At 67.8% G+C, this 26,477-nt stretch carries 29 protein-coding genes, 1 tRNA gene and 2 pseudogenes; 19 read left to right on the forward strand and 13 right to left on the reverse strand.

The annotated features are described in order from the left end of the window. Positions 1-3: 3 nt before the first annotated feature. Complete coding sequence (locus tag AC1RJ9_RS21640; RefSeq protein ID WP_492840016.1) at positions 4-327, reverse strand: hypothetical protein; 324 nt, start codon at positions 325-327, stop codon at positions 4-6. Continuing rightward, complete coding sequence (gene argH, locus AC1RJ9_RS21645) at positions 324-1,745, reverse strand: argininosuccinate lyase (RefSeq protein ID WP_492840017.1); 1,422 nt, start codon at positions 1,743-1,745, stop codon at positions 324-326. Before argH ends, AC1RJ9_RS21640 begins: the two co-directional genes overlap by 4 nt. Here argH and AC1RJ9_RS21650 point away from each other — a divergent pair, their 5' ends adjacent. The 5 genes from AC1RJ9_RS21650 (at position 1,746) to AC1RJ9_RS21670 (ending at position 5,479) form a co-directional block, all read left to right on the forward strand. Then, the gene (locus AC1RJ9_RS21650; protein ID WP_492840018.1) at positions 1,746-2,369 is read left to right on the forward strand and encodes a TlpA family protein disulfide reductase; all 624 of its coding nucleotides are present in this window, start codon (positions 1,746-1,748) and stop codon (positions 2,367-2,369) included. Continuing rightward, complete coding sequence (locus AC1RJ9_RS21655; RefSeq protein ID WP_492840019.1) at positions 2,366-3,094, forward strand: GNAT family N-acetyltransferase; 729 nt, start codon at positions 2,366-2,368, stop codon at positions 3,092-3,094. Before AC1RJ9_RS21650 ends, AC1RJ9_RS21655 begins: the two co-directional genes overlap by 4 nt. 168 nt (positions 3,095-3,262) lie before the next feature. After that, positions 3,263-4,480 (forward strand): acyltransferase family protein, encoded by a 1,218-nt coding sequence (locus AC1RJ9_RS21660; protein ID WP_492840020.1) that lies wholly within the window; start codon positions 3,263-3,265, stop codon positions 4,478-4,480. Positions 4,481-4,512: 32 nt separating this feature from the next. Then, positions 4,513-5,157, forward strand: coding sequence for a hypothetical protein (locus AC1RJ9_RS21665; RefSeq protein ID WP_492840021.1), 645 nt, complete (start codon positions 4,513-4,515; stop codon positions 5,155-5,157). Between the two features lie 7 nt (positions 5,158-5,164). Then, a complete protein-coding gene (locus AC1RJ9_RS21670; RefSeq protein ID WP_492840022.1) occupies positions 5,165-5,479 on the forward strand; it encodes a winged helix-turn-helix domain-containing protein in 315 nt (104 codons plus the stop codon). On the opposite strand, the gene gluQRS is transcribed toward AC1RJ9_RS21670, so the two are convergent. Both gluQRS and AC1RJ9_RS21680 read right to left on the reverse strand, forming a co-directional pair. Then, entirely contained in the window at positions 5,476-6,315 is an 840-nt protein-coding gene (gene gluQRS, locus AC1RJ9_RS21675) for a tRNA glutamyl-Q(34) synthetase GluQRS (RefSeq protein WP_492840023.1), read from the reverse strand. The genes AC1RJ9_RS21670 and gluQRS overlap by 4 nt on opposite strands. 19 nt (positions 6,316-6,334) lie before the next feature. Further along, complete coding sequence (locus AC1RJ9_RS21680) at positions 6,335-6,964, reverse strand: TetR/AcrR family transcriptional regulator (RefSeq protein WP_492840024.1); 630 nt, start codon at positions 6,962-6,964, stop codon at positions 6,335-6,337. A 161-nt stretch (positions 6,965-7,125) separates the two neighbouring features. Here AC1RJ9_RS21680 and AC1RJ9_RS21685 point away from each other — a divergent pair, with 161 nt between their 5' ends. The 5 genes from AC1RJ9_RS21685 (at position 7,126) to AC1RJ9_RS21705 (ending at position 9,739) form a co-directional block, all read left to right on the forward strand. Next, complete coding sequence (locus AC1RJ9_RS21685) at positions 7,126-7,236, forward strand: hypothetical protein (RefSeq protein WP_492103908.1); 111 nt, start codon at positions 7,126-7,128, stop codon at positions 7,234-7,236. 169 nt (positions 7,237-7,405) lie between these two features. Then, positions 7,406-7,888, forward strand: coding sequence for a transcription elongation factor GreA (gene greA / locus AC1RJ9_RS21690; RefSeq protein ID WP_492840025.1), 483 nt, complete (start codon positions 7,406-7,408; stop codon positions 7,886-7,888). 52 nt (positions 7,889-7,940) lie between these two features. Further along, entirely contained in the window at positions 7,941-8,582 is a 642-nt protein-coding gene (locus AC1RJ9_RS21695) for a DNA-3-methyladenine glycosylase family protein (RefSeq protein ID WP_492840026.1), read from the forward strand. 174 nt (positions 8,583-8,756) lie between these two features. Next, the gene (locus tag AC1RJ9_RS21700; protein ID WP_492840044.1) at positions 8,757-9,320 is read left to right on the forward strand and encodes an HNH endonuclease; all 564 of its coding nucleotides are present in this window, start codon (positions 8,757-8,759) and stop codon (positions 9,318-9,320) included. Positions 9,321-9,454: 134 nt separating this feature from the next. Beyond that, positions 9,455-9,739 carry a hypothetical protein gene (locus AC1RJ9_RS21705; RefSeq protein ID WP_492840027.1) on the forward strand — a complete coding sequence of 95 codons (285 nt, stop codon included), beginning with the start codon at positions 9,455-9,457 and terminating at the stop codon, positions 9,737-9,739. Here AC1RJ9_RS21705 and AC1RJ9_RS21710 read toward each other — a convergent pair. From AC1RJ9_RS21710 to AC1RJ9_RS21735, 6 genes are all read right to left on the reverse strand, one after another. Then, positions 9,732-10,232, reverse strand: coding sequence for a VanZ family protein (locus tag AC1RJ9_RS21710; RefSeq protein ID WP_492840028.1), 501 nt, complete (start codon positions 10,230-10,232; stop codon positions 9,732-9,734). The two genes, AC1RJ9_RS21705 and AC1RJ9_RS21710, sit on opposite strands and share 8 nt — an antisense overlap. A gap of 81 nt (positions 10,233-10,313) precedes the next feature. After that, the gene (locus tag AC1RJ9_RS21715) at positions 10,314-12,080 is read right to left on the reverse strand and encodes a M1 family metallopeptidase (protein ID WP_492840029.1); all 1,767 of its coding nucleotides are present in this window, start codon (positions 12,078-12,080) and stop codon (positions 10,314-10,316) included. 75 nt (positions 12,081-12,155) lie between these two features. After that, positions 12,156-12,716 (reverse strand): demethoxyubiquinone hydroxylase family protein, encoded by a 561-nt coding sequence (locus tag AC1RJ9_RS21720; protein ID WP_492840030.1) that lies wholly within the window; start codon positions 12,714-12,716, stop codon positions 12,156-12,158. Beyond that, positions 12,716-13,306, reverse strand: coding sequence for a disulfide bond formation protein B (locus AC1RJ9_RS21725; protein ID WP_492840031.1), 591 nt, complete (start codon positions 13,304-13,306; stop codon positions 12,716-12,718). Before AC1RJ9_RS21725 ends, AC1RJ9_RS21720 begins: the two co-directional genes overlap by 1 nt. Then, positions 13,303-13,911 (reverse strand): YqaA family protein, encoded by a 609-nt coding sequence (locus AC1RJ9_RS21730; RefSeq protein ID WP_492840032.1) that lies wholly within the window; start codon positions 13,909-13,911, stop codon positions 13,303-13,305. The genes AC1RJ9_RS21725 and AC1RJ9_RS21730 overlap by 4 nt, the downstream gene beginning before the upstream one ends. A 181-nt stretch (positions 13,912-14,092) precedes the next feature. After that, a complete protein-coding gene (locus tag AC1RJ9_RS21735) occupies positions 14,093-16,303 on the reverse strand; it encodes a TonB-dependent hemoglobin/transferrin/lactoferrin family receptor (RefSeq protein WP_492840033.1) in 2,211 nt (736 codons plus the stop codon). A 159-nt stretch (positions 16,304-16,462) separates the two neighbouring features. Here AC1RJ9_RS21735 and AC1RJ9_RS21740 point away from each other — a divergent pair, with 159 nt between their 5' ends. The 7 genes from AC1RJ9_RS21740 (at position 16,463) to AC1RJ9_RS21770 (ending at position 20,148) form a co-directional block, all read left to right on the forward strand. Further along, the gene (locus tag AC1RJ9_RS21740) at positions 16,463-17,248 is read left to right on the forward strand and encodes a DUF4198 domain-containing protein (protein ID WP_492840034.1); all 786 of its coding nucleotides are present in this window, start codon (positions 16,463-16,465) and stop codon (positions 17,246-17,248) included. Between the two features lie 8 nt (positions 17,249-17,256). Further along, a complete protein-coding gene (locus tag AC1RJ9_RS21745; protein WP_492840035.1) occupies positions 17,257-17,724 on the forward strand; it encodes an EF-hand domain-containing protein in 468 nt (155 codons plus the stop codon). A gap of 102 nt (positions 17,725-17,826) precedes the next feature. Next, positions 17,827-18,075, forward strand: coding sequence for a DUF3297 family protein (locus AC1RJ9_RS21750; RefSeq protein ID WP_099576618.1), 249 nt, complete (start codon positions 17,827-17,829; stop codon positions 18,073-18,075). A gap of 46 nt (positions 18,076-18,121) precedes the next feature. Then, positions 18,122-18,364, forward strand: coding sequence for a hypothetical protein (locus AC1RJ9_RS21755; RefSeq protein ID WP_492840045.1), 243 nt, complete (start codon positions 18,122-18,124; stop codon positions 18,362-18,364). An 88-nt stretch (positions 18,365-18,452) separates the two neighbouring features. Beyond that, on the forward strand, positions 18,453-19,223 hold the full coding sequence (locus AC1RJ9_RS21760) for a hypothetical protein (protein WP_492840036.1): 771 nt from the start codon (positions 18,453-18,455) through the stop codon (positions 19,221-19,223). A 235-nt stretch (positions 19,224-19,458) separates the two neighbouring features. Next, positions 19,459-19,968: a MarR family winged helix-turn-helix transcriptional regulator gene (locus AC1RJ9_RS21765; protein WP_492840037.1), complete on the forward strand. Its 510-nt coding sequence runs from the start codon at positions 19,459-19,461 to the stop codon at positions 19,966-19,968. Between the two features lie 95 nt (positions 19,969-20,063). Beyond that, a tRNA-Leu gene (locus AC1RJ9_RS21770) sits at positions 20,064-20,148 on the forward strand. Between the two features lie 122 nt (positions 20,149-20,270). Here AC1RJ9_RS21770 and AC1RJ9_RS21775 read toward each other — a convergent pair. Both AC1RJ9_RS21775 and msrB read right to left on the reverse strand, forming a co-directional pair. Further along, a pseudogene (locus tag AC1RJ9_RS21775) lies at positions 20,271-20,770 on the reverse strand (alpha/beta hydrolase); the annotation flags it as partial. A gap of 128 nt (positions 20,771-20,898) precedes the next feature. After that, complete coding sequence (gene msrB, locus AC1RJ9_RS21780) at positions 20,899-21,381, reverse strand: peptide-methionine (R)-S-oxide reductase MsrB (RefSeq protein WP_492840038.1); 483 nt, start codon at positions 21,379-21,381, stop codon at positions 20,899-20,901. A 54-nt stretch (positions 21,382-21,435) separates the two neighbouring features. Here msrB and AC1RJ9_RS21785 point away from each other — a divergent pair, with 54 nt between their 5' ends. Beyond that, the gene (locus AC1RJ9_RS21785) at positions 21,436-22,014 is read left to right on the forward strand and encodes a type 1 glutamine amidotransferase family protein (protein ID WP_492840039.1); all 579 of its coding nucleotides are present in this window, start codon (positions 21,436-21,438) and stop codon (positions 22,012-22,014) included. Positions 22,015-22,220: 206 nt separating this feature from the next. Here AC1RJ9_RS21785 and AC1RJ9_RS21790 read toward each other — a convergent pair. After that, positions 22,221-26,160: pseudogene (locus AC1RJ9_RS21790) on the reverse strand (LamG-like jellyroll fold domain-containing protein). A gap of 21 nt (positions 26,161-26,181) precedes the next feature. On the opposite strand from AC1RJ9_RS21790, the gene AC1RJ9_RS21795 reads away from it, so the two are divergent. Further along, positions 26,182-26,477, forward strand: a 296-nt coding sequence (locus tag AC1RJ9_RS21795) for a biotin carboxylase N-terminal domain-containing protein (RefSeq protein ID WP_492840040.1), incomplete at its 3' end; no start/stop codon positions are given.

The following is a 26,477-nucleotide window of genomic DNA, read 5'->3' on the forward strand; positions in this document are numbered from 1 at the left end:
CTCTTACCTGGGCGTGGCGCCGGGGAAGCCGGCTTGCGAGGGGCCGCCGAACGGATCGTTGGTGCCCGGCAGCGGCGCTTCGCGAATGGTGCGGTTGCTGGAGGCCGGGTCTCGGATCTCCTGGGCGCCGCCGGCGCGGGCCGGCTGATTGGCCTGGGCCGAGGCGGCGCGGCGTTCGGCGTCCCAGGCGGCCTTCTTGGCCGGATCCCACATCGGCGCGGGGCGTTCCAGGGCGCCTTGCTTGCCGCAGGCGGCGGCCGTGAGGGCCAGGGCGGTCAGGGCGAGCAGGGTGACGGGACGCCCGAAGTTCTTGTTAAAGGGGGTCATGCGAGGACTTCCTTCCAACGCGCGATCTGGGCGCGGACCTGGGCGGGGGCGGTCCCACCGTAGCTCATGCGGCTGGCCGCCGAGGCGGCCGGAGTCAGAACGGCGTAGACGTCCTGGGTGATCCGGGGCTCGATCGCCTGGAACTGCTCCAAGGTAAGATCGGCCAGATCGACGCCAAGCCCTTCGGCCGTCTTCACGGCGGAGCCTGTCACGTGGTGCGCGTCGCGGAAAGGCATGTTCAGCGTCCGCACCAGCCAATCGGCCAGATCGGTGGCGGTCGAGAAGCCGGCGCCGGCCGCCTTGGCCATGGTCTCGGTGTTGGGGGTCAGGTCGGCGACCATGCCGGCCATGGCCAGCAGGCTCAGTTCCAGGGCGTCGAAGGCCTCGAAGGTCGGGACCTTGTCTTCCTGCATGTCCTTCGAATAGGCCAGCGGCAGACCCTTCATGACCACGGTCAGGGTGGTCAGCGAGCCCAGGATGCGGCCGACCTTGGCGCGGATCAGCTCGGCGGCGTCGGGGTTCTTCTTCTGCGGCATGATCGAGCTGCCGGTCGTGAAGGCGTCGGTCAGCTTGATGAAGCCGAACATCGGCGTCGTCCACAGCACGATCTCCTCGGCCAGGCGCGACAGGTGCGTGGCGGTGATCGAGGCGGCCGACAGGGCTTCGAGCGCGAAGTCGCGGGCCGAGACGCTGTCCAGCGAGTTGGCGGTCGGGCGGTCGAAGCCCAGGGCCGCCGCCGTCTGGTGGCGGTCGATCGGGAACGGCGAACCGGCCAGGGCCGCCGCGCCCAGCGGGCACTCGTTCATGCGGGCGCGGGCGTCGCGGAAGCGGCTGGCGTCGCGACCGAACATCTCGACATAGGCCATCAGGTGGTGGCCGAAGGTCACCGGCTGGGCCGGCTGCAGGTGAGTGAAGCCCGGCATCAGGGCGTCGGCATAGGCCTCGGCCTGAGCCAGCAGGGCCTTTTGAAGCGCTTCCAGTTGCGCCGCGGAACGATCGGCGGCGTCGCGGACCCACAGCCGGAAGTCGACGGCGACCTGGTCGTTGCGCGAGCGGGCGGTGTGCAGCCGGCCGGCGGTCGCGCCGATCAGCTCGCGCAGCCGCGCCTCGATATTCATGTGGATGTCTTCGTACTCGTCGCGGAACGGGAAGACCCCGGCCGTGATTTCGCCCTCGATAGCGTCGAGCCCTTTGAGGATTTCCTCGCCGTCGGCGCTTGCAATCACACCTTGGCTGATCAACATCCGGGCGTGGGCGCGGGAGCCTGCCAGGTCCTGCGCCCAGAGGCGCTTGTCGAAGCCGATGGAGACGTTGATCGCCTGCATCAGTTCCGCCGGCTTGGCCGAGAACCGACCGCCCCACATGGCTTGGCCCTGGCCCTTGTCGGCCTTGGGCGTATCGGAGGCGTTGTCGGTCATATGAGCGAAGTCCAATCGGAGGCGGCGGCCAAGAAGCGCAACCCTGTGAGGCTGGCGCTGGGTGGCGTCGTCCTCGTCGGCGTGGCGGCGGTTCTATACGTCATCGCCAGTGCTTCGTTCAAACCCCATGGGCCTGCCGACCTCACAGAATTCAAGAAGGGGACGCTGGAAAAGCTCGACGTGCCCGCCACGCCGCGCCCCGCGCCCGACACGGTGTTCACCAGCCTGGACGGCAAGCCCGCCACTCTGGCCGACTTCAAGGGCCGCGTGGTGGTCATGAACCTGTGGGCGACCTGGTGCGCGCCGTGCAAGGCCGAGATGCCGACCCTGGCCAAGCTGCAGGCCGTCTACGCGACCCAGCCGGTCACCGTGCTGCCGATCAGCGTCGACCGCGATAGCGACCTGAACCTGGTCAACGAGGAGATGGCCGCCAACCCGCCGCTGAAGACCTATCGCGATCCGGGCTACAAGCTCTCGTTCGCGCTGGAGCCCAAGGCGGCCGGCTATCCGACGACGATCATTTACGACCGCCAGGGCCGTGAGCGCGCCCGCATGGCCGGTCCGGCCGACTGGTCCAGCCCGGAAGCGCGCGGAATCGTCGAGAAGCTTCTGGCCGAGAAGTGATCGATCCGGCGCTTCTGGAACCCCTGGCTGACGACGCCTGGCCGGCCCGCGAGCGGGCGCGGCTGGGCGGCTGGCGGCTGAACGCCTCGTCCGGCCAGTCGATGCGGATCAACGCCTGCTGGCCGCTGGCGGCGCCGGATCGCGATCCGGAAGCGGCGCTGGATGCGGTCGAGGCCTGGTTCGTCGAGCGCGGCCTGCCGCCGCGCTTCAAGCTGACCGACGGCGTGGTGGCGCCGGCTGACCTGGCCGAGCGTTTGGCGGCCCGAGGCTACGCGGCCTGCAAGGCGACCCTGGTGATGCTGGGGGCGACGGGCGGGGAAGGCGACGATGGCGTCCGCCTGTCGGACACGCCGGACGCCACCTTCGAAGCCGTGTTCACCGCCACGGCCGGTAACCCGGAGGATGGTCGCGAACGGCTGGAGGCGCTTGGCCGTATCCCTCCGCCGGCCCGCTTCGCGCGGCTGGACATCGACGGCGTCCCGGCGGCGATCGGGGCCAGCGCCATCGGCGGCGGTTACGCGGGGATCTTCGGCATGCGCACCGTGCCCGACCATCGCCGCAAGGGGCTGGCCCGCCGGGTGCTGCGCGCCCTGCTGGCCGAGGCGAAGGATCTGGGCGCTGGCCGCGCCTGGCTGCAGGTCGAGGCCGACAACGCCCCGGCCATCGCCCTCTATGCCGACGATGGCTTCGAGCCCGGGTATCGTTACAGCTACTGGACGCGCTAAAGTTCAAAAACTCTCATAAATACAGATCTCTAACTCTTGTCATCCCGGCCGCAGCGAAGCGGAGAGCCGGGATGACAAGCTGGGGTGAAGCAGCCTTTTGATAGACTAGTTTACAAAACAAACTTGTTGATCCAAGGTGCGGTCACCTCAAAGGGGGAGACCCAAGCCATGCACGCGCCCCTCAGCGCATCCGAGCGCTCGACGCTCGCCCAGATCGGCGGGCGCAACGCCCCGATTGGCGCCCTGCGCGCCTTCGTCACCCTGCTGGTGATCGCCCACCACGCGGTGCTGACCTACCACCCGTATGCGCCGGCCCCGAAGGCGTTCGACGCCCAGCCGATCCTGTGGACGGCTTTCCCGGTCGTGGATCCGCGGAAGTACGAGGGCTGGAGCATACTGACCCTGGTCAACGACCTCTTCTTCATGTCGCTGATGTTCTTCATCTCGGGTCTGTTCGTCGCCGATGGCCTGCGGGCCAAGGGGGCGGGCGGGTTCCTGAAGAGCCGGGCCTCGCGCCTGGGCGTTCCGTTCGTCCTCGCCGCGGGCCTGCTGGCGCCGCTGGCCTATTTTCCGGCCTGGCTGCAGTCGGGCGGCGCGCCGTCGTTCACCGCCTTCGCCGAGGCCTGGACGCGCCTGCCGTTCTGGCCCAGCGGTCCGGCCTGGTTCCTGTGGGTGCTGCTGGCGTTCGGCGGACTGTTCACGGCGGCTTACGCCATGTGGCCCAGCGTCACCGACGCCCTCGGCCGCCTGGCCAGGGGCGCGGACGCCAGGCCCGGCCGGTTCTTCTGGGGCCTCGTGGCGGTGAGTCTGATGGCCTATCTGCCGCTGGTCATGACCACGCCGTTCGGCCACTGGACGATGGTCGGGCCTTTCGTGGTCCAGACCGCGCGCATCGGCCACTACTTCGTCTACTTCCTGGCCGGGATCGCCGTTGGCGCGGCCGGCGTCGGCCAGGGCCTGACCGATCCGGACGGCAAGCTGGCCCAGCGCTGGTGGCTCTGGCATCTGGCCCCGATCCTGCCGATCGTCGGCGTGGTGGCGACCATGATCATCGCCTTCTCGCCGAACCCTCCGCCCAGGCCGCTGCTGGATTCGTTCGGCGGGCTGATGTTCTGCCTATCCTGCGCAACCCTGTCCTTCGCGGCCCTGGCGACCTTCCTGCGGTTCGTCCGCAAGATGGGGCCGATCGGCGAAAGCCTGCAAGCCAACGCCTACGGCATGTACCTGACCCACTACGTCTTCACCGCCTGGCTGGGCTGGCTGCTGCTGCCGCAGAGCTGGGGCGGGCTGGCCAAGGGCTGCGTGGCGTTCGGCGGGGCGGTGGCGCTCAGCTGGCTGACGACCATGGTCCTGCGCCGCATGCCGCTGTTGGGGCGAATCCTGTGAGCCGTCATGATGCAGCGCTGAAAGGGATCGGCATGCCAGAAGATCAACTTAGCAAGCTCAAGAACGCCCAGGACGACCTGGCCTTCCTGCGCGGCCTGGCCGAGGGCAGCAACGAGCGCGGCGGGCTGGGCGTGGCCGGGGGCGCGCTCTACGGCTCGGCGGGCGTGCTCTACGGCGTCCAGACCCTGAGCTATTTCGTCCAGGAGAAGGGCCTGCTGAGCCTGGGGGCGACCGGGAACATCGTGATGGCCTGGGCGCCGACGGTGATCTTCCTGATCCTGATGACCATCGTTATCATCATCGACCGCAAGAACCCCCAGCGGGGCGTCACCAACCGCGCGGTCAACGCCGCCTTCGCGGGGACGGGCATCGCCAACCTGGCGCTGGTGGTGGTCTTCGCCTCCGCTGCCGCCCGCAACCAGGATTTCCGCTACTGGCTGTTCCATCCGGCGGTGGTGTTCATCCTGCAGGGGGCGGTCTGGTACGTGATCTTCGTTTTGCGCAAGCGGGCCTGGATGGCGCTGGTGGCGATCGGCTGGCTGGTGTCGGGCGTGGCCATGGGGATGCTGATCCACCGCGCCGACCTCTATCTGGCGATCGCGACCTTCGGCCTTTTCGCGTTCATGGGAGCGCCCGGCTTCTTCATGATGCGCCAGGCCCTGCGGCCGGCCGCCTGAGACGATCGTGGCGCCCAGGTTTGACATCAGCGGGCTGGACGACGTCATCCACGGCCGCGTGCGGCTGGGGATCGTCGCCTACCTGGCCAGCGCCGAGGTGGCCGACTTCACCGAGCTGAAGGACGTGCTGGAGGTCACCCAGGGCAACCTGTCGATCCACCTGCGCAAGCTGGAGGAGGCGGGCTATGTCTCGATCGACAAGAGCTTCGTCGGCCGAAAGCCGCTGACCCGCGTACGCCTGACCGAGACGGGGCGGGCGGCGTTCGGGACCTATCTGAAGGCCATGGGCCAACTGGTCGAACAGGCCGGGGGCGGGGGCTAGAAGCCCAGTTCGGCCCGCAAGTCGGCCGCGCTCATGCCCATCGCCCGCAGTTCCCGCAGCGTCTGGGCCTTGTCGCGCTTGGCGTAGCGCTTGCCGTCCGGACCGACCAGCAGGCCGTGATGGCGGTAGGTCGGGGTCGCGTAGCCCAGCAGGGCCTGAAGCAGGCGCTGGATGTGGGCGGCCTCGAACAGGTCGACGCCTCGGATCACGTGGCTGATGCCTTGTAGGGCGTCGTCGTGGACCACGGCCAGGTGATAGGCGACGCCGACGTCCTTGCGGGCCAGGACTATGTCGCCGGCTGTTTCCGGGCGAGCCTGGATGACGCCGGTTTCGCCGTCGGGCCCCGCGCCCTCCTCGACGAACGTCAGGCCTTCGAAGCCGCCGAGCGCGTCACGCGCCGCCGCCAGCGACAGCCGCCAGGCGAAGGCCTGGCCGCGTTCGAGGCGTTCGGCTTCCTCGTCGGCTGGCAGGGGCGCGCCGACATAGGCAACCGCCGGCGCGTGCGGGGCGCGGCCGATGTCGATCTCCTTGCGGGTCTTGAAGCAGCGATAGACCAGGCCGCGTTCGCGCAAGGTCTCGATCGCGGCGTGGTAGTCGGTCAGATGCTCGGACTGCCGGCGAACGGGCGTTTCCCAGGAAAGGCCCAGCCAGGCCAGGTCCTCGAAGATGGCCGCGTCGTATTCCGGCCGGCAGCGGGTGGCGTCGATGTCCTCGATGCGTAGCAGGAAGCGGCCGCCGGCCGCACGGGCGGCCTGAAAGGCCGTCAACGCGGAGAATCCGTGGCCGCGATGCAGATGGCCCGTCGGCGACGGGGCGAACCGGGTGACGAAGGTCACGCTCGATCTCAGTCCCAATTCAGCCTTGAGGGGGCGCGGTGAACTTCGCGAACATGCCAAGGTGCTCGAACACGGCGCGTAGGAAGGCTTCTTCGCCGCCCAGCTGCGCCTTCAGCGTGGTGAACTGCTTGAAGCCGATCATCTCCGCCAGACCGTGACCGGCGCACCAGGCCGCGATGGTCGCCAGCTCCAGGTCGATGTCGCTGACGTGACCGCCGCTGTTCTCATTGATGGTGTTACGAACCTGGCAATAGGCGCCGTCGTCCTTCAGCTGGTCGGGCAGGGCGTCCTTGTCGCGCGAGCGGTCGTACATCACGCGATAGAGCGCCGGGTTGTCGCGGGCGAAGCAGACATAGGCCACGCCCAGATTGCTGATCCGCGCGCGGGCGTCGTCGGTCGAGGCGCGGGCCGCGGACAGGGCCACGTCCAGCTCATGCCAGCCCTCGTGGGCGACGGCCTCCAGCAACTGGGCCTTGTCCTTGAAGTGATGATAGGGCGCGGCGGGGCTCACCCCGGCCTCGCGCGCCACGGCTCGCAGCGACAAGGCCGCCGGACCCTCTGTTTCGAGGATCTTGCGGGCGGCGTCGATCAGGGCGCGGCTCAGGTCGCCATGGTGATACGGACGGGATTCGGCGGTCGCGGTGGTCATGGGTCCTCACTGTAACAGCACCTTTTCAGATTTTCATCCAAACGCTGTATAGATTATCTTGACGTCGTTCAGATTGGTGCTATCTAAGCACCGTCCAGATTGGCTCGGCGCAGGCTTGGCCAGGGCCCATCGGGGTAGGACAAGACACTGAGGGACATCCCATGCAACGTACGCTCGCCGCTTTTGAAAACGCCTTTGACCGTCTGGCCGCCGGCTATTTCCTCGTCATCGCTCTTGGCGTCGCCGCCGCTGTCGCCGGCGTTGTTCTCTAATAAAGACTGATGGTTCGCTGTCGGCGGGCTTGCCTCGGAGCGCCCGCCGCCGCGTTCGGCTTGAAGCTTTGCTGTCGCGGAGCTAACCAGAACCGGACGCGTTAGGCCTTCCGACGCCGTTTCATTCGTGTGCGTCGCAGGCTTTCTCCATGATCCAAGACATCGTCCGATGAGCGTCGCCTTCACCAAGGAAGGCGACAGCGAGGCCTTCGCGGCCGATCTGCCCGATCGCCCGATCTCCACCCATCCCAATCTCGTCACGCCGGAAGGCCTGGCCCAGATCGAGGCCGAGCTGACCTCGGCGCGCGCCGCCTATAGCGCGGCCCAGAGCGCCGGCGGGGCGGCCGATGGCGATCGCACCGCCATGGCGCGCGCCACCCGCGATCTGCGCTACTGGTCCGCTCGCCGCGCCACCGCCCAGCTGATGGAGCGCGACCCGGACAAGACCGCCGTGCAGTTCGGCGACCGCGTGACCTTCGAGCGCGAAGACGGGCGTGTGCAGACCTTCCGCATCGTCGGCGAGGACGAAGCCGACCCGACCCAGGGCTCGGTGTCTTACGTCGCGCCTATCGCCCGCGCCCTGCTGGGCAAGATCGTCGGCGACGTCTCCCCCGCGCCCGGCGGCGAGGTCGAGATCACCAGCATCGGATAGTTCAGCAAGTTCCGGATTGTCAGCGACCGCGGGGCAGGGTCCCTTGCGGCCGATGTTCGTTCCACCGACCGCCGACGCCCTCCTCGAAGCTCGCAGGCGCCTGGCCGCCGCCGACCCGGCGCTGGCCGCCCTGGAAGCTGTCACGCCGCCCTTCGAATGGCGCGTGAGCACGGGCGGCTTTCCGGGTCTGCTGAAGATGATCGTGCAGCAGCAGGTGTCGCTGGCCTCGGCCGCCGCCATCTGGGCGCGGGTCGAGGCGGGCTTGCCCGAGATGACTCCCGACGCGGTGATGGGCCACGAGGACGCCTATCTGCTGTCGCTGGGCCTTTCGCGGCCCAAGGCCCGCTATGTCCGCGCCATCGCCCACGCCCACCTGGCGGGGACCTGTGATTTCGACGCCCTGCCGGGCCTTTCCGACGAGGAGGCGATCACCGCGCTGACGGCGATCACCGGCATCGGCCGCTGGACCGCCGAGGTCTATCTGATGTTCACCCAAGGGCGGCTGGACATGTTCCCTGGCGGCGACATCGCCCTGCAGGAGGCCATGCGCTGGGCCGACCGGTCCGAGGTCCGGCCCAACGAGAAGCAGGCCTATGCCCGGGCCGAACTCTGGCGGCCCTATCGCGGCGTCGCCGCCCATCTGCTTTGGGCCTGCTACGGCGCCGTGAAACGACGCGAGATCGCGCCTTTCTGAGTCCTGTCGGCGAGATGTCTTGGTTCTGTCGCTGACATGGCCCATCCTTTCCATGCGTTCGGGAATGAATGGCGATTCCCTGAATAGCGTAGGAAGGAGGCCCGTCTTCAGTCCTGTCGCGTATCATATCAGCCGAGGTGCTGAACGCTTAGCCGTTCGCCTCGAAGGGGGGATCTGATGCAGGTCCTCACGCGCCCGCCCTCGGGCATGCCGGCCCTCGTGCTCAACGCCGATTTCAGGCCGCTCAGCTACTATCCGCTGTCCGTCTGGCCGTGGCAGGAGGTGATCAAGGCGGTGTTCCTGGATCGCGTCGATGTCGTGGCCAGCTATGACCAGGTCGTCCATTCGCCGTCGTTCGAGATGCGGCTGCCCAGCGTCGTGGCGCTGAAGCAGTATGTCCCGCAGGAGCGGCCGCCGGCCTTCACCCGCTTCAACCTGTTCCTGCGCGACAGCTTCAGCTGCCAGTACTGCGGTTCGCCGGAGGATCTGACCTTCGACCACGTGATCCCCCGCTCGCGCGGCGGCCGGACCACCTGGGAGAATATCGTCACCGCCTGCGCGCCCTGTAACCTCAGCAAGGGCGGTCGGACGCCCCGCGAAGCGGGTATGCAGCCCTTCCAGAACGCTCGCCGTCCGTCGATGCACGAACTGCAGGAGCGGGGACGTCGGTTCCCGCCGGGGCGGTTGCACGTCAGTTGGCTGGACTATCTGTACTGGGACATCGAGCTGGAGGCTTAGGCCTCCGGCTTCAGACGGCAAAACGGCCCGGGCCGTGCGCGAGGGGATAGCTGTCCCCTCGCCGTGGCCATGCAACCCGAACCTGGAACGGCGGGTTTTTACTCCGAGGCTAGAAAGCCACGGGAGACCACGCCATGAGCCGACAACCCAATACCGAAGACGACCAACGCCACTTCACGCACGGCGCCGCCGCCTCCACGGCCGACGTGGCCGCGGAGGGCAAGATCCGTCAGGAAGACCGGGCTATCGACGCGCCGCACGCGCGCGAGGCCAAGCGTCCGCTGGCCGACAATGAGAAACACGACCAGCTTGCCGACAAGGTCGCCAAGTCCGAGAACCGCCAAGAAGCCCTGCTGGACGAGGGCTTGGAAGAGAGTTTCCCCGGCAGCGACCCGGTCAGCGTCAAGCGGATTACCTGACCGGAAACCGACGGGCGGCGCGCTCGGCGAAGCTGGGCGCGTCCGTCTCGACCGGTTCGAACGCCGTCGCGCGACGGCGGCGGCCCCGACGGCGGTCCTGCGCGGCGATCTGCGCGAAGGTCAGGCTGCCTTGTTCGCGGGCCATCTTGCGAACCGTTTCGATCATGCTCGCGCCGTAGATCGTCAGAACGCCGGCGGCGTCGGCCAGCCAATCGGCGATGTTGCCGTCGCGATGGGCGATGACCTGCGCCACCTCGACGGCCGCGCCCAGCACCAGGGCCGCGATCGCCAGGTCATTGCGGCGCATCCGCGGAAACGCCAGGAAAGACACCGCCAGCAGGCCGCCGAACGCGATGGCGTGAGCTTCCTTATCGGTGAGGCCGAAATGACCTTCCGCGCCCTGGAACGGACCCAGGGTCAGCACCACGACAGCCAGAGATCCGGCCAGCAGCGTGAAGCGCGCGGCGGCGACGAAGTGGACGGGCTTGAACATGGAACGCGACCTCCGGAAGGACGACAGGGTCCTAACAGCGAAGGTCGCGCCATCCGGTGAACGGACAGGGTTAGCGGAGGCTTACTTGTTCCCGGCGTCCGCCTTCTTCTTGGCTTCGGCCTCGGCCTTGGCGGCGTCGTCCTGGGCCTTCTTCCAGGCCTGATACGCTTCCAGATAGGGCTGCCGGCGCAGGATCTTCGAGGCCGGGTCGACGATGACCGGCGCGGTGTCGCCGACGCTGACCCGACCCGTCCCGTCGGCCATCGGCAGGGTGACGATCCTGTCGCCGACCTTGACGTCCACCGGCATGGGGAAAGGTTTGTCCTTGGGCGACTTCCACGTCAGCAGCAGGTCGCCGCCGTCTCGGGCCTCAGCCAGTTCCGGCGGCGCGGCCTCGTAGAGATAGACGTCGAAGAACCAGCCGTAGTCCTTGCCCGTCACCTGGTTGACGATCTTGATATAGTCTTGGGTGCCCAGGTAGCGGGGGGTGAAATTGCCGGGCTTGGGATCGTCGCGGCCGTAGACGGCGATGCGGGTGATCTTGAAGAAGGCCTCGTCGCCGATCAGGGCCCGCAGCGTGTGCAGGACGTTGGCGGCCTTGTAGTAGATGTCGTTCCCGGGCCCGCGCTCGCCGTTATAGACCTCGTCTTCCCTGAGCGGCCTGCCGGATACGATCGGGAACCTGTTCTTGGTGTCGACCCGCATCTGGTTCAGGCGCGCCATGTACTCCATGTCGCCGTGCAGCCATTGCGACATCAGCGGCTGCATGTAGGTCCCGTAGCCCTCGTGCAGCCACATGTCGTCGTTGTCGCTGTTGGTCAGCTGGTTGCCGAACCACTCATGCGCGAACTCGTGCTGCAGCAGCCAGTCGAAGCCGTAGACCTCCTTCTTGTACTTGTTGCCGTAGGCGTTGATCGTCTGGTGCTCCATGCCCAGGTGCGGGGTTTCGACCACGCCCATCTTCTCGTCGCGGAAGGGGTAGGGGCCGATCATCTGCTCGTAGAAGTCCAGCATCGGCGTGAACTCGGCGAACAGGCCCCTGGCCTTGTCGGCATTGCCTTTCAGGTACCAGAACGACATCGGGAAGCTGTCGCCGAAGCGGCTTTTGTAGCGAGCCGTCGTCTCCTCATAGGGGCCGACGTCCAGGGCGATGGCGTAGGTGTTGGGGTTCTTGGCCCGCCAGTTGTAGGTCCGCCAGCCGTCCTTCTCGGTCATGCCCTTGAAGACGCCGTTGGCCGGGGCGACCAGAGGGGCGGGGACGGTGATGTGCAGGTCGACCAGCTTGGGTTCGCCGGTCGGATAGTCGATGCAGGGCCAGAAGATGTCGCAGCCGTCGCCCTGCACGGCGGTGGCGATCCAGGGCTCGCCGGTCGGGGCCTTGCTCCAGACGAAGCCGCCGTCCCACGGCGCGCGCTTGGCTTCCAGCGGGACGCCGTCATAGGCGATCACGGCGGTGATCGACCGCCCTTTGGCCACCTCGTGGGGCAGGGTGATGGTCATCCGGCCTTCGGGGTTGGTCCAGGCCGTAGGCTTCAGCGCCTTGCCGTCGATGGTCAGCTTGCGGATCGTGAAGACGCGATCGAAGTCGAGAACCAGCTTGGTCAGCGGCGCCTTGGCCGTGAAGGTCAGGGTCGCCTCGCCCTCGATCGCCTTCCTGTCGGGCAGAATCCTGAACTTGAGGTCGGCGTGCTCGAAGCCCAGCGCGCGCTGCTCGGCGGGCATCGGACCGCCGGTCTGTAGACTGAGTTCACTGGTCTTCAGGGGCTCGGCGGCCCAAGCGGCGGAAGAAGTCGCTGTCGACAAAGCCAGAAGCGACGCCGCGGAGGCGGCGAAGATACGGAACGACAAGTCGGCGACTCCCCAACGCAAGGTCTTGTGGGGAGCATCGGTAGGCCCGCGCGCGGCGGGCGCCAACCCGAGGGTCTAGATCTTCTCGCTGATCTTGATCGCCGCGCGGCAGCCGGCCTGGATCACGGCCGTCAGCAGCGGGTAGGCGATGGCCTCATGGGCGCCTTCCTCGATGGCGATATCGCGGTGACCAAGCTCGTCGTCGCGGAATTGGGTCAGCTCGGCGGCCAGGGCCGGGTCGCGATCCTTCAGCTCCTCGATCTGACCGGCATAGTGCTTTTCGATCACGGTCTCGACCGCCTCGGTGCAGGCATGGGCGGCCTTGTCGCCCAGCAGGGCGGTGCCGGCGCCAAGGGCGAAGGCGGCCGCGCGCCAGACCGGCGACATCAGAGTCGGGCGGACCTTGCGCTCGGTCAGCAGCTCGTTGAAGCGGCTGAGGTGGACCTGCTCGTGACCCTCCATCTCCATCAGCTGAGCGGTGATGCGCTCGCGACCCGGCGCGGCGCGCATGACGGCCGCCTGGCCGCGATAGATGTGGACGGCCGCCAGCTCGCCGGCCTGGTCGACGCGCAGCATCTCGGCGAGGCGCGAGCTCAGGGCGCCTTGACCGGGGCGAGAGGGGATCGGGCGAGTCATCACAGCGTCTCCGTCTTGCGCAGGCCGGCCAGCACCGACCACACCGTCAGCTTCAGCGAGACCAGGGCGTTCCATCCGGCCATCGACAGGCCCAGAAACACCCAGGCGGCCTTGTCGCACATCGGCGGCTTGATCTTCAGCGAGCCGTCCAGCATGGCCGAGAGGTTGGCCGCGCTGGCCGCGCCGCTGCCGGTGCAGGTGGTCGGACCCGGCCACCACTTCCACTCCACCCCGGCGTGGAAGACGGCAAGACCCGTCCCGTAGAGAAAGATCGCGCCCAGCAGCAGGTTCACCGGCTGACGCAGGCGCGTCCACAGCGGCGTGCGCTGCAGGACGGCGCCGATCAGGCCCACGGTCCCGGCGACCCAATAAACCTCGCGGGCCTTCAGGCAGAGGTGGCAGGGAGCGAGGTGGCCGAAGGTCTCGAACGCATGGGCGATGGCCAGCATCAGCGCGCTGGACAGGAACGCGACTAGCGGCCAGTGGCGGGTGACCAGATCGTAGACGACGCCGAGAAAGCTCGGCGCCTGCGTCTGAACGGGCGTCGCGCCGCCGGCCGGGATTTCAGTCTTCGGATCGTCGTTCGTCATGCGGCGCAAACTCCACCATGTCCGCCCCCGCCGATGAAGTGGCTGGCGGTCAGGCCGATGACAAGGAGGGCGATCAAAATTCCGGCGAACAGGGCCAGGCGGCGCTCGACGATCGGCAGCAGGGTCGGGCCGAATTTCCTGACGATGAAGGCGACCATGAAAAAGCGCGCGCCCCGTGTCACGGCCGAGGCGACCAGGAAGATCGGGAAGCTGAACGCGGCCAGGCCCGAGGCGATGGTCACCAGCTTGTACGGAATGGGGGTCAGGCCCTTGGCCAGGATCACCCAGACGCCGTACTTGCCGTACCAGCACTGGAACTGCTCCAGCCCGCCCGTATGACCGGTCGCGGCCATCATCCACAGGCCGAAGTCGCGCAGGAAGTAGCCGATCGCCCAGCCCAGGGCGCCGCCCAGAACCGAGGCGATCGTGCAGATCAGGGCGTAGCGCCAGGCCTTCTCCGGCTTGGCCAGCACCATCGGGGCCAGCATCACGTCCGGCGGTATCGGGAAGAACGAGCTTTCGGCGAACGAGACGGCGAACAGGCTCACCGGAGCGTGGCGGGAAGCGGCCAGGCCCATGACCCAGTCGTAGAGGCGACGCAGCATGCGGACTCCGATATCGTGACCCGGCCGGTGGTAAAGCGTGAGCGCGCAAAGTGTAAGGGCTTTTGGCGACGCCCATGGCCCTTAAGCGCAAAACGCCCCGATCCGGTCGGATCGGGGCGCTTGCCCGCGAGGATCGCGGCGGCGCGGCTTCCCGGCCCACGCGCGCCGCGTCCCGGCGGATCTAGAACTTCAGCGCCAGGGAGACGCTGTAGTTTCGACCGGGCTGGCTGTAGCCGTCCTTGACGGTGGAGCTGTCGGCCAGGCCGCGCGCGTCGCTCCACCACCAGTACTTCTCGTCGGTCAGGTTGAAGACGCCGGCCCGCACGGTCACCGCGTCGGTGACGGCCAGCCAGGCGGTGGCGTTGGCGATGGTGAACGACGGCGGCGTGAAGCAGCCGCCGGTGCAGGTGACGCCCGCCCGGCTGGTCGACTTGCGGTCCGCGTGGATGACGCTGAGATCGCCGCCGAACCGGCCGGTCGGGGCGCGGTAGGCGATGCCGCCGGTCAGCTTGACCGGGTCGATCGAAGCCAGCGGCGTGCGGACGCCATCGGTCTTGGACGAGCCCTTGGCATACGAAGCCGCGGCGCGCGCCGTGAAGCCGGCGCCGAAGTCGAACGAGGCCTTGGCCTCGGCGCCGCTGATCTTGGCGTCCGACAGGTTGATGTACTGGTAGACGGCCGGATTGGCGGCGGTGAAGTTCCCGCCGACCTGCACCTGCTCGATGAAGTCGTCGTACTTGCCGGTGAAGGCGGTCGCGGCCGCGCGGAAGCCGCCTTGGTGGAATCGGACGCCGCCCTCGATCGTCTTGCTGGTCTCGGGCTTCAGGTCGGGGTTCGAGATCGACTTGTAGTTCGAGACCAGGTTGGCGAAGCCGGTGTTGATCTGGATGGGGGCGGGGGCCTTGAAGCCGGCCGCGGCGTTGGCGAACACGGTGACGACGTCGCTGGCGTCCCACACCAGGCCGAGCTTCGGCGAGATGTGCGAGTCGTTCTGGCCCGACGCGGCGGTGGTGAACAGCGGGTCGGCCTTCGGGGCGAGCTTGTAGTAGTCGAAGCGGACGGCCGGATAGATCGTCACGGGGCCGGCGGTGATCTCGTCCTGCACATAGAGGCCGGCCAGGGTGAAGTCGGTGGTCGGGAAGGCCTTGCCGGGGAAGGTCTCGCCGACCGGCGGGACCGTGCCGTCGCGCGTGCCTTGCTGGCGGGTGATCGAGGCGTCGCCGCCCCAGACGATCTCATGTTTCAGCGCGCCGGTGTCGAACACGCTGTGCAGCTCGACGCTGGCGCCCAGCACGCGGTTGTTGAAGGTGGCGTCGCGGGTGCGGTCGGCGGCGGTATTGCGGTCCTCGGCCGAGAACTGGCGGGTCGTGCTCTTCTGCCAGTAGACAGTCGAGTGGGCGGCCTTGATCAGGCCTTCGCCGCCGTCGAAGCGGTGGTCGGCGCTGACGCGGTTGCGCCTGATCTTGTCGAAGGCGGTCAGGCCGATGACGCTGGTCGCGGCCAGCGGCGGCTTGGCGATGGCCGACAGCACGGTCCAGTCGACGTCGCGATCCAGGTGGTCGACCGTCAGGCGGAAGCGGTTCCTGTCGTCGGGGCTGTAGACCAGCTTGCCCAGGAACGAGTTGGACTGGTTGTCCTCGGGATTGGCGGTGGTGCGGTCGGTGTTGGCCGAGTCGTTGGTCCCGGCCGTCTTCTGGCCCTTGCCGTCGCGGCGCGTGTAGGCGGCCAGGGCTTCCCAGCGGTCGGACTTGCCGGCCAGTAGCAGGCTCTCGGTCCAGCTCTCGTCGGCCGAGGCGTAGCCGACGCGGGCGCGGCCGGCGAAGGTCTTGCCGTCCTTCAGGATGTCCGAGGGATCCTTGGTGATGAAGCTGACGGAACCCGCGAGACCATCAGCGCCGTAGAGGGCCGAGGCGGGGCCGCGCACGATCTCGACCGACTTCAGGATGTCGAGATCGACATAGTCGCCGCGCCCGGTGGACTGGGCGCCGAAGGCGAAGCCGTCCGGCGTCCGCACGCCGTCGACGACGATCAGCACGCGGTTGCCTTCCAGGCCGCGGATGTTGAAGCCGGCGTTGCCGTCGCGGCCCGTCGAGGAACCGGCGGCGGTGAAGCGGGCAGGGGCGTTGCGGACCGATACGCCCGGTTCGTCGCGGACCAGGTCCTTGATGTCCTTGACCAGGCCGTCCTCGATCTCGTCCGACGAGATGACGGTCACGGTCGCCGGGACCTTGTCGACCGACTTCTCCGAGCGCGTCGCGGTGACCGTGACCTTGTCGACCTCGACCGCGTCGGCGGTGTTGTCGGCCGCCCAAGCCTGAGAAGAAGGCGCGGTGGCGGCCAGGAGGGCGGCGGTGGAGGCCGCCGCGAGAGAGGCCAGCTTCAGGCGAGACATCGATATCCCCTTCGATGGTTTTTGCGACTTGTTCGCAACTTGATGGCGACGGGGTAAAACGACCCGCCAGACCGGTCAAGTTATTTGCAATTGATTCTCAGAACTAATCGCAATATCCCAAGCCTCGCCGCGACTGGAGCGGCGACTGGGGTTTTCCCGATGATCCGTTCTCTCCGCGCTGGCCTGCTCGGCGGCGCGCTCCTGCTGGTTCTGGCCGCGCCTACGGCTCAGGCCCACTCGCCCTATCTGCTGCCGACCGTGTTCGACGCCTCGGATCGCAAGATCGTCACCGTGCAGGGCGCCTTCACCGAGAGCTTCTTCACGCCCGAGGTGGCGATGAAGTCAGACGCCTATGCCGTGATCGGCCCCGATGGCGTCCGCGTCGCGCTGACCCCGGTCTACACGCGCGAACTGGCGCTGGTCGAAGCCGTCACCGAGAAGCCGGGCACCTATCGCATCACTACCGGCCTGCGCGGCGGTCGCACCGCCAAGGCCGCCCTGGTCAAGGGCGAGTGGCGGTTCTTCGAGGGCGAAAAGGCTCCGGCCGACGCCATCGACATGCAGAGCCTGACCATGGCCGACGTCTATGTCACGCGCGGCGCGCCGAGCGACGCGGCCCTGGCCCCGATCGGCAAGGGCCTGGAATTCCACGCCATCACCCATCCCAGCAAGATCGTCACCGGCCAGGACGCCGTGTTCGAGGCGCTGTTCGACGGCAAGCCGCTGGCGGGCCAGGCGATCACCTTCCAGGGCGCCGACGACCGCTACGCCGACACCAAGAGCGCGCCCAGAACCGTGAAGAGCGACGCCAAGGGCCGCTTCGCCGTGAAGGTCGACAAGTCGGGGATCTACCAGATCCAGACCCGCTATCGCGTCGCCCCGGCGGCGCCTGGCCAGCCCGGCCAAAGCTTCACCTACGCCCTGACCTTCGAATCCCTCCGCTAGGACATCCCATGAAGACCCGCACGATTCTCGCCGCCGTCGCTGTCGTCTCGCTGGCCGCCGGGGCCGCCCACGCCGCCTCGCACGCCCGCGACACCTTCATCAAGGAGCAGGACCAGAACGGCGACGGCGTCGTCACCAAGGACGAGTACGCCGCCACCCGCGCCCTGCAGTTCGCCGCCATCGACACCGACCGGAACGGCGTGCTGTCGAGGATCGAATATGTCGGCGAGTTCAAGGCGCGCCTCGAGAAGAGGCTCGCTGCGGACGAGCGCACGGCCGAGAAGAAGGAAGAGGAGCGCGAGCGCCAGATGCGCCAGACGGACATCCGCTTCGATGTGCTCGACAGCGACAAGAGCGGCGCCATCACTCGCGCCGAGTTCGACTATTCCGGCTGGCGGATGTTCGTGACGCATGACACCAACAACGATGGGACCGTGTCGGCCGCCGACCCGGTGAAGGAAGACCCGCAGGCCTAAAAGGACGGGCGGCGCGTCGCCGGATTTGGATTTTCAGCGTTTCGTGGCTATCACCGCCGGCCAAGACATGGGCCGCGCTGCCCCGACCGAAAGCTGAAGACCATGAGCGACACGCCTCCCGACCGCCTCTCCGTGAACCCGGCCAGCCCGTACTACGACGCTGACCTGCTGGAGCGCGGCATCGGCATCCGTTTCAAGGGCGTCGAGAAGACCAATGTCGAGGAATACTGCATCAGCGAGAAGTGGGTGCGGGTCGCGGCCGGCAAGACCGTCGACCGCAAGGGCAACGCCATGACCCTCAAGCTGCAGGGCGAGGTCGAAGCCTATTTCCGCGACACCGCCGAAGGCTGAGGCCTGCTCGGTGAGCGATCCTACAAACGATCCCGACCTGGAGGCCATGGCGCGCGACGAGCTTTCGCGCGCCGTGACCCTGCGCTGGCAGGACCTGCGCGGGATCGTGCCCTGGGGCGACACCTTCGAGGGCATTTCCCCCGCCGGCCGCTATGTCGAGGTCGAGCGCAGCTATATCTGGGCCTCGGTCGAGGGCGGCGACATCCTCTGCGAGGTGACCGTCTTTGGCGGCGCGTCGCGCTACGAGGCGGGCGCGCGCGTCTCCAGCATCATTTCCGCCCCGTCCTGAGAACCTTGGCCGTGCATAGATAACGCTGTTGCGTTAACCATAGGCCGCGCTATTCGACGCGTGGCGTATGGGGCCAAGGGGGATCGCCGTGTACCAGTCTGAATTTCCGGTCGAGCAGCCGGTGCCGGTCTTTGATCCGACCCTGGTCTTCCTGCTGATTCTGGCTGGGATCGCCATCGCGGCCCTGGCCTTCTTCGCCGGCCGCCTGACCGGGCGCGGCGAGAAGGGCGAAAAGACCAGCGACGTTCCCAAGAAGATCCACGAGGCCATCAAGGCCAAGTGCGTGGCCGCCAGCAGCGCCCATTCCGGCGAACTGGAGAAGAAGGCCCACGAGCTGCTCGACGAGGTCAAGCGCCTGGTCGGGCCGCTGCTGATGTTTGGCGGCCCCTGCGCCAAGGCGTTCAAGCACCTGTCCGACGCCATCGACGGCAAGCCGCCGGAGGAGAAGCCGAAGGAAGCCGCCAAGGACGGCCACCACGGCGCGGCGCACGGCAAGGACGACAAGCATGACAAGCACGGCGACGACACGGTCTGCGCCGTCCACGGGCCCGAAAAGCACAAGTGCGACGACAAGTGCCGCGGCGGCGGCGTCGAGGTGCTGAGTCGCAACGTGACGATCGTCGGCTCCCAGACCGTGCTGCTGGCGTCCTACAAGCCGGACGCCAAGCACGAGGATCACGAGGAGCCCAAGAGGCCGGACTCCAAGGAATTCAAGCAGCTGCTGCGTCTGGCCGTGGCCGAGTTCGCCGATTTCTGGAACCGCCCCAACTGCCTGCGCGAGCTGGAGGACTGTCAGAAGTCGCTGACCACCTTGCCGCCGATGCCCAAGGAAAAGCCGCACGGCGCCGACCATCACTGACGTCCCGAGGCATAAGAACGCCGTTCAGGTGGGCGAGACGGCTATTCTCTGCCCAAGCGGCGTGCGAATGTGGTTCTTCTTTCGAGCGAACTCGCCCCGTCGTTGAGGCGCGGGCAGGGGACGCTCACACCAAGACGACGCGTGGGCCAACGCCATGGCCCGACCAACGCGCAACGAATTGGCGAAGGCCGCGCCTTCCAAAGGCGGTCACGCCTGGGAGGACGAAAGGAAGGGTATGACCGCGACGGTCTCTCCGATCACGTCTGGCGCGCCCGACGCGCCCGAGGCTGGTGTCAGCCTGATCGACTACGTTCCCTATCGCCTGGCCACGGCGTCGGCGGCGGTCAGCCGCCTGATCGCCCGCGCCTACGAGGACCGCTTCGGCCTGACCATCCCGCAGTGGCGGCTGATGTCGGTGCTGGCCGAGGGCTCTCTGACCCCGCACACGGCCGTCACGCGCACGGCGATGGACAAGGTCCGGGTCAGCCGCGCCGCCCAGGAACTGGTCGTCCGCCGGCTGGTGGCCCGCACGACGGTCCGCTCGGACCGCCGCTCGCACACCCTGGAACTCACCGCTGCTGGACGTCGCCTGTTCGCCGAGATCGCCCCGTTGGCCCTGGCCTATGAGGCGACCCTGCTGGCCGGCCTGGCGCCCAGCGAGGTGGCGATGTTCAAGCGCCTGCTGGACCACCTCGAAACCGCCGCCATCCAGCTGACCGGCGGCGAGACGATCAGCCCGCCGTAGCCGTTTCACGGGCCGTCGTTAAACCGCGCTCTGAAGACTGGAAATCGCCGGCGACGCCTGTTAGGAAGACCACCCTTCGCGGAGACGCGAAGCCTGCGGGCGTGGTGAAACTGGTAGACGCGCCGGACTCAAAATCCGGTTCCGAAAGGAGTGTCGGTTCGACCCCGACCGCCCGCACCAACTCTTTCCTTCATAGTGGACTATAGCCGCTCAGCGGCCGCCACCCGCTGGATCAAACCTCTCAGCAGCCCGCGCCCCTTCACCCACGCCCCGTGCCCGGAATCCACATTGATGTGCCCCGCGCGGCCGAGATCCACGAACTCTGACCCCCAACTGCGCGCGAAGGCTTCGGCGCGTTCGAGTTCGACATAGGGGTCGTCGCGGCTGGCCACGACCAGGCTGGGGAAGGGCAGGCGCTGGCGGGGATCGGGGAGAAGCCGACCAGCAGGCGGCCGGCCGGACCCTCGCGGTTGACGTCGGCCGGCGCGACCAGCATGGCCCCGCTGACGCCGCGTCCGCCGGTCATCTGGGCCAGGTGGCAGATCAGGGCGCAGCCCAGGCTGTGGGCGACCAGGATCGCGCCGGGGTTCTGGCGAATGGCTTCGGCCAGGCTGATGGTCCAGTCGCCCAGCAGGGGGCGCTCCCAGTCCTGTTGCTCGACCCGCTGGGCGTTGGGCAGCTCGCGCTCCCAATGGCTCTGCCAGTGGTCGGGACCGGAATTGTAGAGGCCCGGCACGATCAGGATCGGCGGGTCTTCACGATCGCGGCGGTGTGCTTCGAACAGGGAGGGCGTTGGGGTCATGGGCGTACTCTGGCTACCCGACGCAGATGCCCCATTCCGCCGCCGTGAGACAATTCATATCAATTCAATAGGAATTGAGAAAAGCTGGGGCGAGACGACGGTTTCGCCCCAGCCTTCAAAGCCTGCGGTCAGGCCGCGATCTTGTCGCCGCGATGCAGCGGATCGGGCAGGGGATCGCCCGACTTCACGAACCGCAGCGACACCGAGTTGATGCAGTAGCGCAGGCGCGTTGGGGCTGGGCCGTCGGGGAAGACGTGGCCTTGGTGGCTGTCGCAGCGGGCGCAGCGGGTCTCGATGCGGACCATGCCGTATGAGTCGTCGCGGACGCCCAGGACGTGGTCCTCGGCGAACGGGGCGTAGAAGCTGGGCCAGCCCGTGCCGCTTTCGAACTTGGTCTCGTGCTTGAACAGCGGCAGGCCGCACAGGCGGCAGGCGTAGACGCCGGGGCTCTTCTCGCCCAGCAGGCCGCCGCAGAACGGGGCCTCGGTGCCGTGGTGCAGAAGGACTCGCGCCTCTTCGGCCGTCAGGTCGGCCTCCAGGCGTTCGCGCTCGGCCTCGGTCGGCGGCGTCAGGTCGAATCCGGCGCTTGAAAGGGCGGCTGTGTCTGTCATGACGGACAATGTAAGTGCTTACGCGTTGATCCGGTAGAACCCAGGAGTCGCCCTATGACCGTCGCCGTCGCCTTTTTGCAGCCCGGCTGGGCCGATTGGGAAGCCGGGAGCGTGCTGGCCCTGCTGCGCCGCGAGCTGAAGGTCCAGATCGAGGTCGCCACGCCGGACGGCGAGCCCGAGACCTCGATTGGCGGCGTGCTGGCCGCGGCCGACTACCGCTTCGACGATCCGGTGCTGAACGACGCCGACGTCTTCCTCCTGATCGGCAGCGACTCGTGGGCCGAGGGCGAGAACAAGGCGGTCAGCGGTCTGCTGCGCCAGGCCTTCGCCGACGGCAAGGTGGTGACCGGCATCTGCGCCGGCACCACGGCCCTGGCCCATGCCGGCCTGTTCGAGGGGCGCAGGCACACCTCGAACGACCGCGAATGGCTGCTGAAGACCGTCGCTGACTACCCGGGCGCCGAGCACTATGTCGACACGGCGAAGGCGGTGACCGACGGCAAGGTGGTCAGCGCCTCGGGCCTGGCGCCGGTGACGTTCGCCGCCGCCGTCGCCCGCCTGATCGCACCGGAGGCCGAGGAGGCGATCGCGGGCTACGAGGCGATGTTCGCGAAGGAATTCTCGGAAGCCTGATCATCCCAAATCCGATCTTCCCGGCGAAAGCCGGGACCCAGATCGTAGGGCTGTGAGGCGCATGCAGAAACGCCCGCGATCCTCTCCGGAACGCGGGCGCTCTTGCATCTGGGCCCCGGCTTTCGCCGGGGAAATCGGATGAAGGGGTCACTTGGTCGCGACGACCCCGATGCGACGAGCCCGATGCGCGATCAGGGCGGTAGCCTTCATGGCAGCACGACCTCGTCGTTCAGGGCGGTGTTTTGCGGTTGGGCGGTGACGATGCGGACCCGCAGGCCCTGGGCCTTTACGCCGGCCGGGATCTTCAGCTTCACCGAAGCGGTCTTGGGCAGCAGGTCCAGCGGCGCCTTCAGGGCCGGGACCCCGGCGCTGGTCAGCACCTTGCCGCTCGCGTCGACCAGTTCCAGCCTGGCCGGCGCGGCGTCCTGGGCGCCCAGGCTGTGGACCTTGGCGGTGATCGCCGAGCCCTTCACCACGACGTCGCCGCGACCGACGCCGAGGTCGGCGCGCCTGGCCGGATCGTCGCCGGCCGTGACCCGCTTCATGTCGATGACCGTGCTCTGGCGCGGGGCCAGGACGACCTTGGTCCCCAGGCTGCGCTCGAAGGGCAGGGCGCGGGTTCGCGCCGCTCCATCGATCGCGTCATCGCCATTGGCGTCGAGGCCCTGGCTGAGGCTCCATTGGCCCGGCGCGACGTTCCAGCCGGTCATGGTCGCGGTCACCGGCTTGTCGGTGGTGTTGTAGGCGATGACCTTGAAGCCGGTCTTGGTCGCGTCCTTGACCAACACCGCCACGTCCGCGCCATCGACGCCGTCGAAGCGCCACGAGACAGTGTGGCCCGGCGTCATCTGGGTGCGCTTGTTGGCGATGCCGCCCAGGCGCGAGCGCTGCAGCATGTCGGACGGCAGCTCCACCCGGTCGGACCACCAGTGGCCCTCCGTATGCATGTACATGTGCTGGGCGTTCCACTGGATCTCGTCGGCGTAGAGGGCCTCCAGGTAGGTCTTGTCGCCGGTCAGGTTCCAGGCGCTGTAACGCTCGAACGCGCCGCCTTTCCTGGCGGCGGCGATGATCTGGTCCTTGTTGGCGGCGCTCAGGCCCATCTCGGTCACGGCGTTCTCGTTGACGCCGCCCAGCGACTTGACGCCGTTCTTGCTGATCCGCCAGGTGATCGGCGCCAGGTACTTCCTGTCGCCGGTCAGGCGCCAGGCCTGCCAGAACACCTGGAACGGACCGTCCGCGCCCGAGCCCTGCAGCACCGTGCCGCCGCGCTCGGCGTCGCTGCGCCAGTTGATCTCGTTGGGATAGGAGCCGTCCTTGGCGACGTGGGCCAGATAGCCGTCGGCCAGGCCGATGATCGTGGCCTTCGCGGTCGGATCGCCGTTGAAGTCGCTGATCAGGATCGAGGGGTGGGTGACGCCGAACGCGTACGGCTTCTGCCACTCCCACGGCCCCTCGCGGTACGCGATCTTGCCGCTGTACCAGTTGGTGTTGAAGTGGACGTGGCCGGCCGGGTTCTTGTCCACGACGCGGGGCAGGGCCTTTACCGTCGTGAACAGCCGCTCGACCGCCAGCGGGTCGCCGTAGTTGACGTACATGGCCTCGGAGTTGGAGTTGATGCCTTCCTCGTAGGCGTGCAGTTCGTCGGTGACGATGGTCGACAGGCCATCGGTGAACATGCCGTTCTTGTAGACTGCGTCGGTCAGGCGGTTCAGCGAGCGGGTGATCTTGTCCGGCTGGACGCCCATCAGGGCCAGGCCCGGCCACTGCTGCAAGAGGTCGGTGTCGTCCGACAGGCCGCCGCCGAAGTCGCCGAAGTCGGCCTGGCGCTCGTCGATCCACCAGTCGACGAACCTGGAGACCAGCTTGAGGTCTTCCAGCTGCCGGAAGGCCCACAGCGGTGTCCCATCGGTCGGCTTCGGCTGCTCGAAGGCCGGCCAGCCCTGGCTGCCATAGGTGATGTCGCCCCAGTATTCGCGGCCGATCTGGTTGTCGGGATCGACCTTCAGCAGGTCCGAGATGTCGGCATAGAGGCGGCGATAGAGGCCCTGGCGCTTGGAGGTCGTGTGCTCCTCGACCAGGAAGGCCCAGTTGTCCTTCACCTGGTTCAGGCGGTCGGCGACGTGCTCGGCCTTGGCCTTGTCGCGGTCCTTCAGCACCAGGCGGATCCTGGCGCCGTCCAAAGCCTTGGGGCCGAACTCGGCGCTGTCGGCCGCGATGGTCAGGTACAGGCTGTCCGGCGTCAGGATGCGGTCGCGCAGGTCCAGCCAGACGGTGCGGGCCTCGCCGGCCTTCACCGAGACGCTGACGTCGATCATGTTCCGGCCCGGCCAGATCGGGTCCTTGACCTGGATGTTCAGCGGGATCGTCGTTCCTGTCGCGCCAGGCAGAGAAGGAATGTCGATGGCGACGCCGTTCAGGCCATCGCGGGCGTTCTCCCAGCCATAGGCCCAGTTGCGAGCCAGCGCCTGGGCGGCCGGCGCGTCGCCGAAGCCCGACGGGATCAGCACATGGACGATCGGCAGGCCCCCAATGGCCGGCGAGCCGGTGAGGTCGCCGGCGGGCCGCTTGCGGCTGGGCGCGCCTTCCGGCAGGGCCACCACCGTGGCGCGCTCGCCCGCCGGGTGACGGCCGGCGATGTAGGCGTTGAGGGCGGCCAGGTTCAGATAGTCCGGCGCCACGTCGGCGCGGACCGTGTAGCTCATCTTGAACGCGTCCTTCGGCTCGGCGCCGGCGGTCACATTGTAGGCCCAGATCTCCTGGATCGGGGTTTCCTGGGCGACGTTGGTGAAGCTCAGGACGCCGCCGGTCAGCGGCTTGGCCAGGGTGTTGACCGTGCGCTGCTGGTCCTTGGCGCGGGTCCCGACGCTGGCGCTCTTGTCGCCGGCCTTGGCGGCCCACGACAGGTCGCCATAGGCCGGGCCCTGGATCTCGATCCGGTTCACCGGCTCGTCGGGCAGCGCAAGCGTCAGGGCCTTGCCGCCGTCGACATAGACGTTCCAGTCCGGCAGCTGGAAATAGTCGTCGCGGCCGGGCAGGCGCGAGCGGTTGTAGACGCCGGGCCAGGTGGTCTCGGAAATGCCGTCCACGCCCTTCCACATCCATTCCTTGATGTCCTTGGCGTCCTTGAACTCGACCTTGCGGATCGTGGTCTGGGCGTCGGTCAGCAAGGGCGGGGCGGCGAGGTTCCAGCCGTAGCGCTGCTTCCAGGCGGCGTGGATGGCGGGGTCATCGAGCGTGGCGACCGGGGCGGCGGCGGTCGGCGCTTCGTTGCGCGACAAGGCGGCGATGGCGTCGGCGGCCAGCGGGCGGTCGTAGACGCGCAGCTCGTCCAGGTCGCCGCCGCGGGTGAAGTTGTAGCGGCTCTGCACCTGGTGCGGCGCCACCACGCGGCCGGCGACGCCGAACTGGTCGAGACCGGCGTCATAGACGGCCTTGGCCTCCTTCTTCGCCGCCAGCTTGCCGTCGACGAACAGCTGCACGCCGGTCGTCTCGTCCCAGGTGAAGGCCAGGTGCGTCCAGGCGTCGGCGGCCGGGTTCTTGTCGACCTTGAACGACACGCGGGTGCGCGAGAGGCCATTGTCGGTGACGAAGGCGTCGAAGCCGTGGCCGTTCCAGTCGATGCGCAGGAACGCCATGTCCCAGCTGGTGTGGTCGGCATAGCCGACGCGGAAGATCACGAACGGCGCGACGCCGACCGGATACCCCGAGCGCCAGAAGAACGAGAGCGCACCCCGCTGGGCGTTAATATTGCCGGGCGCGTTCCACGAGACGACGCCGTCGTCCTCGGCGTGGAAGCCCTTGCCCGCCTTGCCATCGGCGATCGGCGTGACCTTGTCGGCGAAGTTGGGGATCGGGTCGCCGGCGGCGACGTTGGCGACCAGGCCCTTGTCGCCCGAGACCTTGAACAGCAGGGCGGGCTCAGCCGCCAAGGAGGCGCTTTGGGCCGCCAAAGCGGCGTTGGCGAGGATCAGCGCGCAGGCCGAGCCCAGGAAAATCGCCTTCATCGATGGTCTCCTCCCGGTGGCGTTCCATCGCGGCTTCCGCACTAATGGAAACCGGTGTCATGCCTGGGCGCTGGTTTAGCGCCCCAAGGGCAAGCTTGCAAACCCGACGGGGACTGATAGGCCGTGCCGCAAGGCACAAGATCTTTGGGCGGAAGTTGCGATGTTTTCGAAGATACTGATCGCCAACCGGGGCGAGATCGCGGTTCGGGTGATCAAGACGTGCCGCCGGCTGGGGATCGCCACGGTGGTGGTCTATTCGGACGCCGACGCCGGTTCGCTGGCGGTCGAGATGGCCGACGAGACGGTGCATATCGGCGCCTCGCCGGCCAATCAGAGCTACCTCGTCGCCGACAAGATCATCGCCGCCTGCAAGCAGACCGGCGCCCAGGCCGTGCACCCGGGCTTCGGCTTCCTGTCGGAGAACGCCAGCTTCGCCCAGCGCTGCGCCGACGAGGG

It is taken from the genome of Caulobacter sp. GW822-FHT07D08 (assembly GCF_058798735.1).

Bases quoted from the DNA above. Each gene is read 5' to 3' on its own strand.
- AC1RJ9_RS21640 (WP_492840016.1), bottom strand. From the start codon at position 327: ATGACCCCCTTTAACAAGAACTTCGGGCGTCCCGTCACCCTGCTCGCC.
- argH (WP_492840017.1), bottom strand. From the start codon at position 1,745: ATGACCGACAACGCCTCCGATACGCCCAAGGCCGACAAGGGCCAGGGC.
- AC1RJ9_RS21650 (WP_492840018.1), top strand. From the start codon at position 1,746: ATGAGCGAAGTCCAATCGGAGGCGGCGGCCAAGAAGCGCAACCCTGTG.
- AC1RJ9_RS21660 (WP_492840020.1), top strand. From the start codon at position 3,263: ATGCACGCGCCCCTCAGCGCATCCGAGCGCTCGACGCTCGCCCAGATC.
- AC1RJ9_RS21665 (WP_492840021.1), top strand. From the start codon at position 4,513: ATGCCAGAAGATCAACTTAGCAAGCTCAAGAACGCCCAGGACGACCTG.
- AC1RJ9_RS21680 (WP_492840024.1), bottom strand. From the start codon at position 6,964: ATGACCACCGCGACCGCCGAATCCCGTCCGTATCACCATGGCGACCTG.
- AC1RJ9_RS21685 (WP_492103908.1), top strand. From the start codon at position 7,126: ATGCAACGTACGCTCGCCGCTTTTGAAAACGCCTTTGACCGTCTGGCC.
- greA (WP_492840025.1), top strand. From the start codon at position 7,406: ATGAGCGTCGCCTTCACCAAGGAAGGCGACAGCGAGGCCTTCGCGGCC.
- AC1RJ9_RS21695 (WP_492840026.1), top strand. From the start codon at position 7,941: ATGTTCGTTCCACCGACCGCCGACGCCCTCCTCGAAGCTCGCAGGCGC.
- AC1RJ9_RS21705 (WP_492840027.1), top strand. From the start codon at position 9,455: ATGAGCCGACAACCCAATACCGAAGACGACCAACGCCACTTCACGCAC.
- AC1RJ9_RS21710 (WP_492840028.1), bottom strand. From the start codon at position 10,232: ATGTTCAAGCCCGTCCACTTCGTCGCCGCCGCGCGCTTCACGCTGCTG.
- AC1RJ9_RS21720 (WP_492840030.1), bottom strand. From the start codon at position 12,716: ATGACTCGCCCGATCCCCTCTCGCCCCGGTCAAGGCGCCCTGAGCTCG.
- AC1RJ9_RS21725 (WP_492840031.1), bottom strand. From the start codon at position 13,306: ATGACGAACGACGATCCGAAGACTGAAATCCCGGCCGGCGGCGCGACG.
- AC1RJ9_RS21730 (WP_492840032.1), bottom strand. From the start codon at position 13,911: ATGCTGCGTCGCCTCTACGACTGGGTCATGGGCCTGGCCGCTTCCCGC.
- AC1RJ9_RS21735 (WP_492840033.1), bottom strand. From the start codon at position 16,303: ATGTCTCGCCTGAAGCTGGCCTCTCTCGCGGCGGCCTCCACCGCCGCC.
- AC1RJ9_RS21740 (WP_492840034.1), top strand. From the start codon at position 16,463: ATGATCCGTTCTCTCCGCGCTGGCCTGCTCGGCGGCGCGCTCCTGCTG.
- AC1RJ9_RS21745 (WP_492840035.1), top strand. From the start codon at position 17,257: ATGAAGACCCGCACGATTCTCGCCGCCGTCGCTGTCGTCTCGCTGGCC.
- AC1RJ9_RS21750 (WP_099576618.1), top strand. From the start codon at position 17,827: ATGAGCGACACGCCTCCCGACCGCCTCTCCGTGAACCCGGCCAGCCCG.
- AC1RJ9_RS21755 (WP_492840045.1), top strand. From the start codon at position 18,122: ATGGCGCGCGACGAGCTTTCGCGCGCCGTGACCCTGCGCTGGCAGGAC.
- AC1RJ9_RS21765 (WP_492840037.1), top strand. From the start codon at position 19,459: ATGACCGCGACGGTCTCTCCGATCACGTCTGGCGCGCCCGACGCGCCC.
- msrB (WP_492840038.1), bottom strand. From the start codon at position 21,381: ATGACAGACACAGCCGCCCTTTCAAGCGCCGGATTCGACCTGACGCCG.
- AC1RJ9_RS21785 (WP_492840039.1), top strand. From the start codon at position 21,436: ATGACCGTCGCCGTCGCCTTTTTGCAGCCCGGCTGGGCCGATTGGGAA.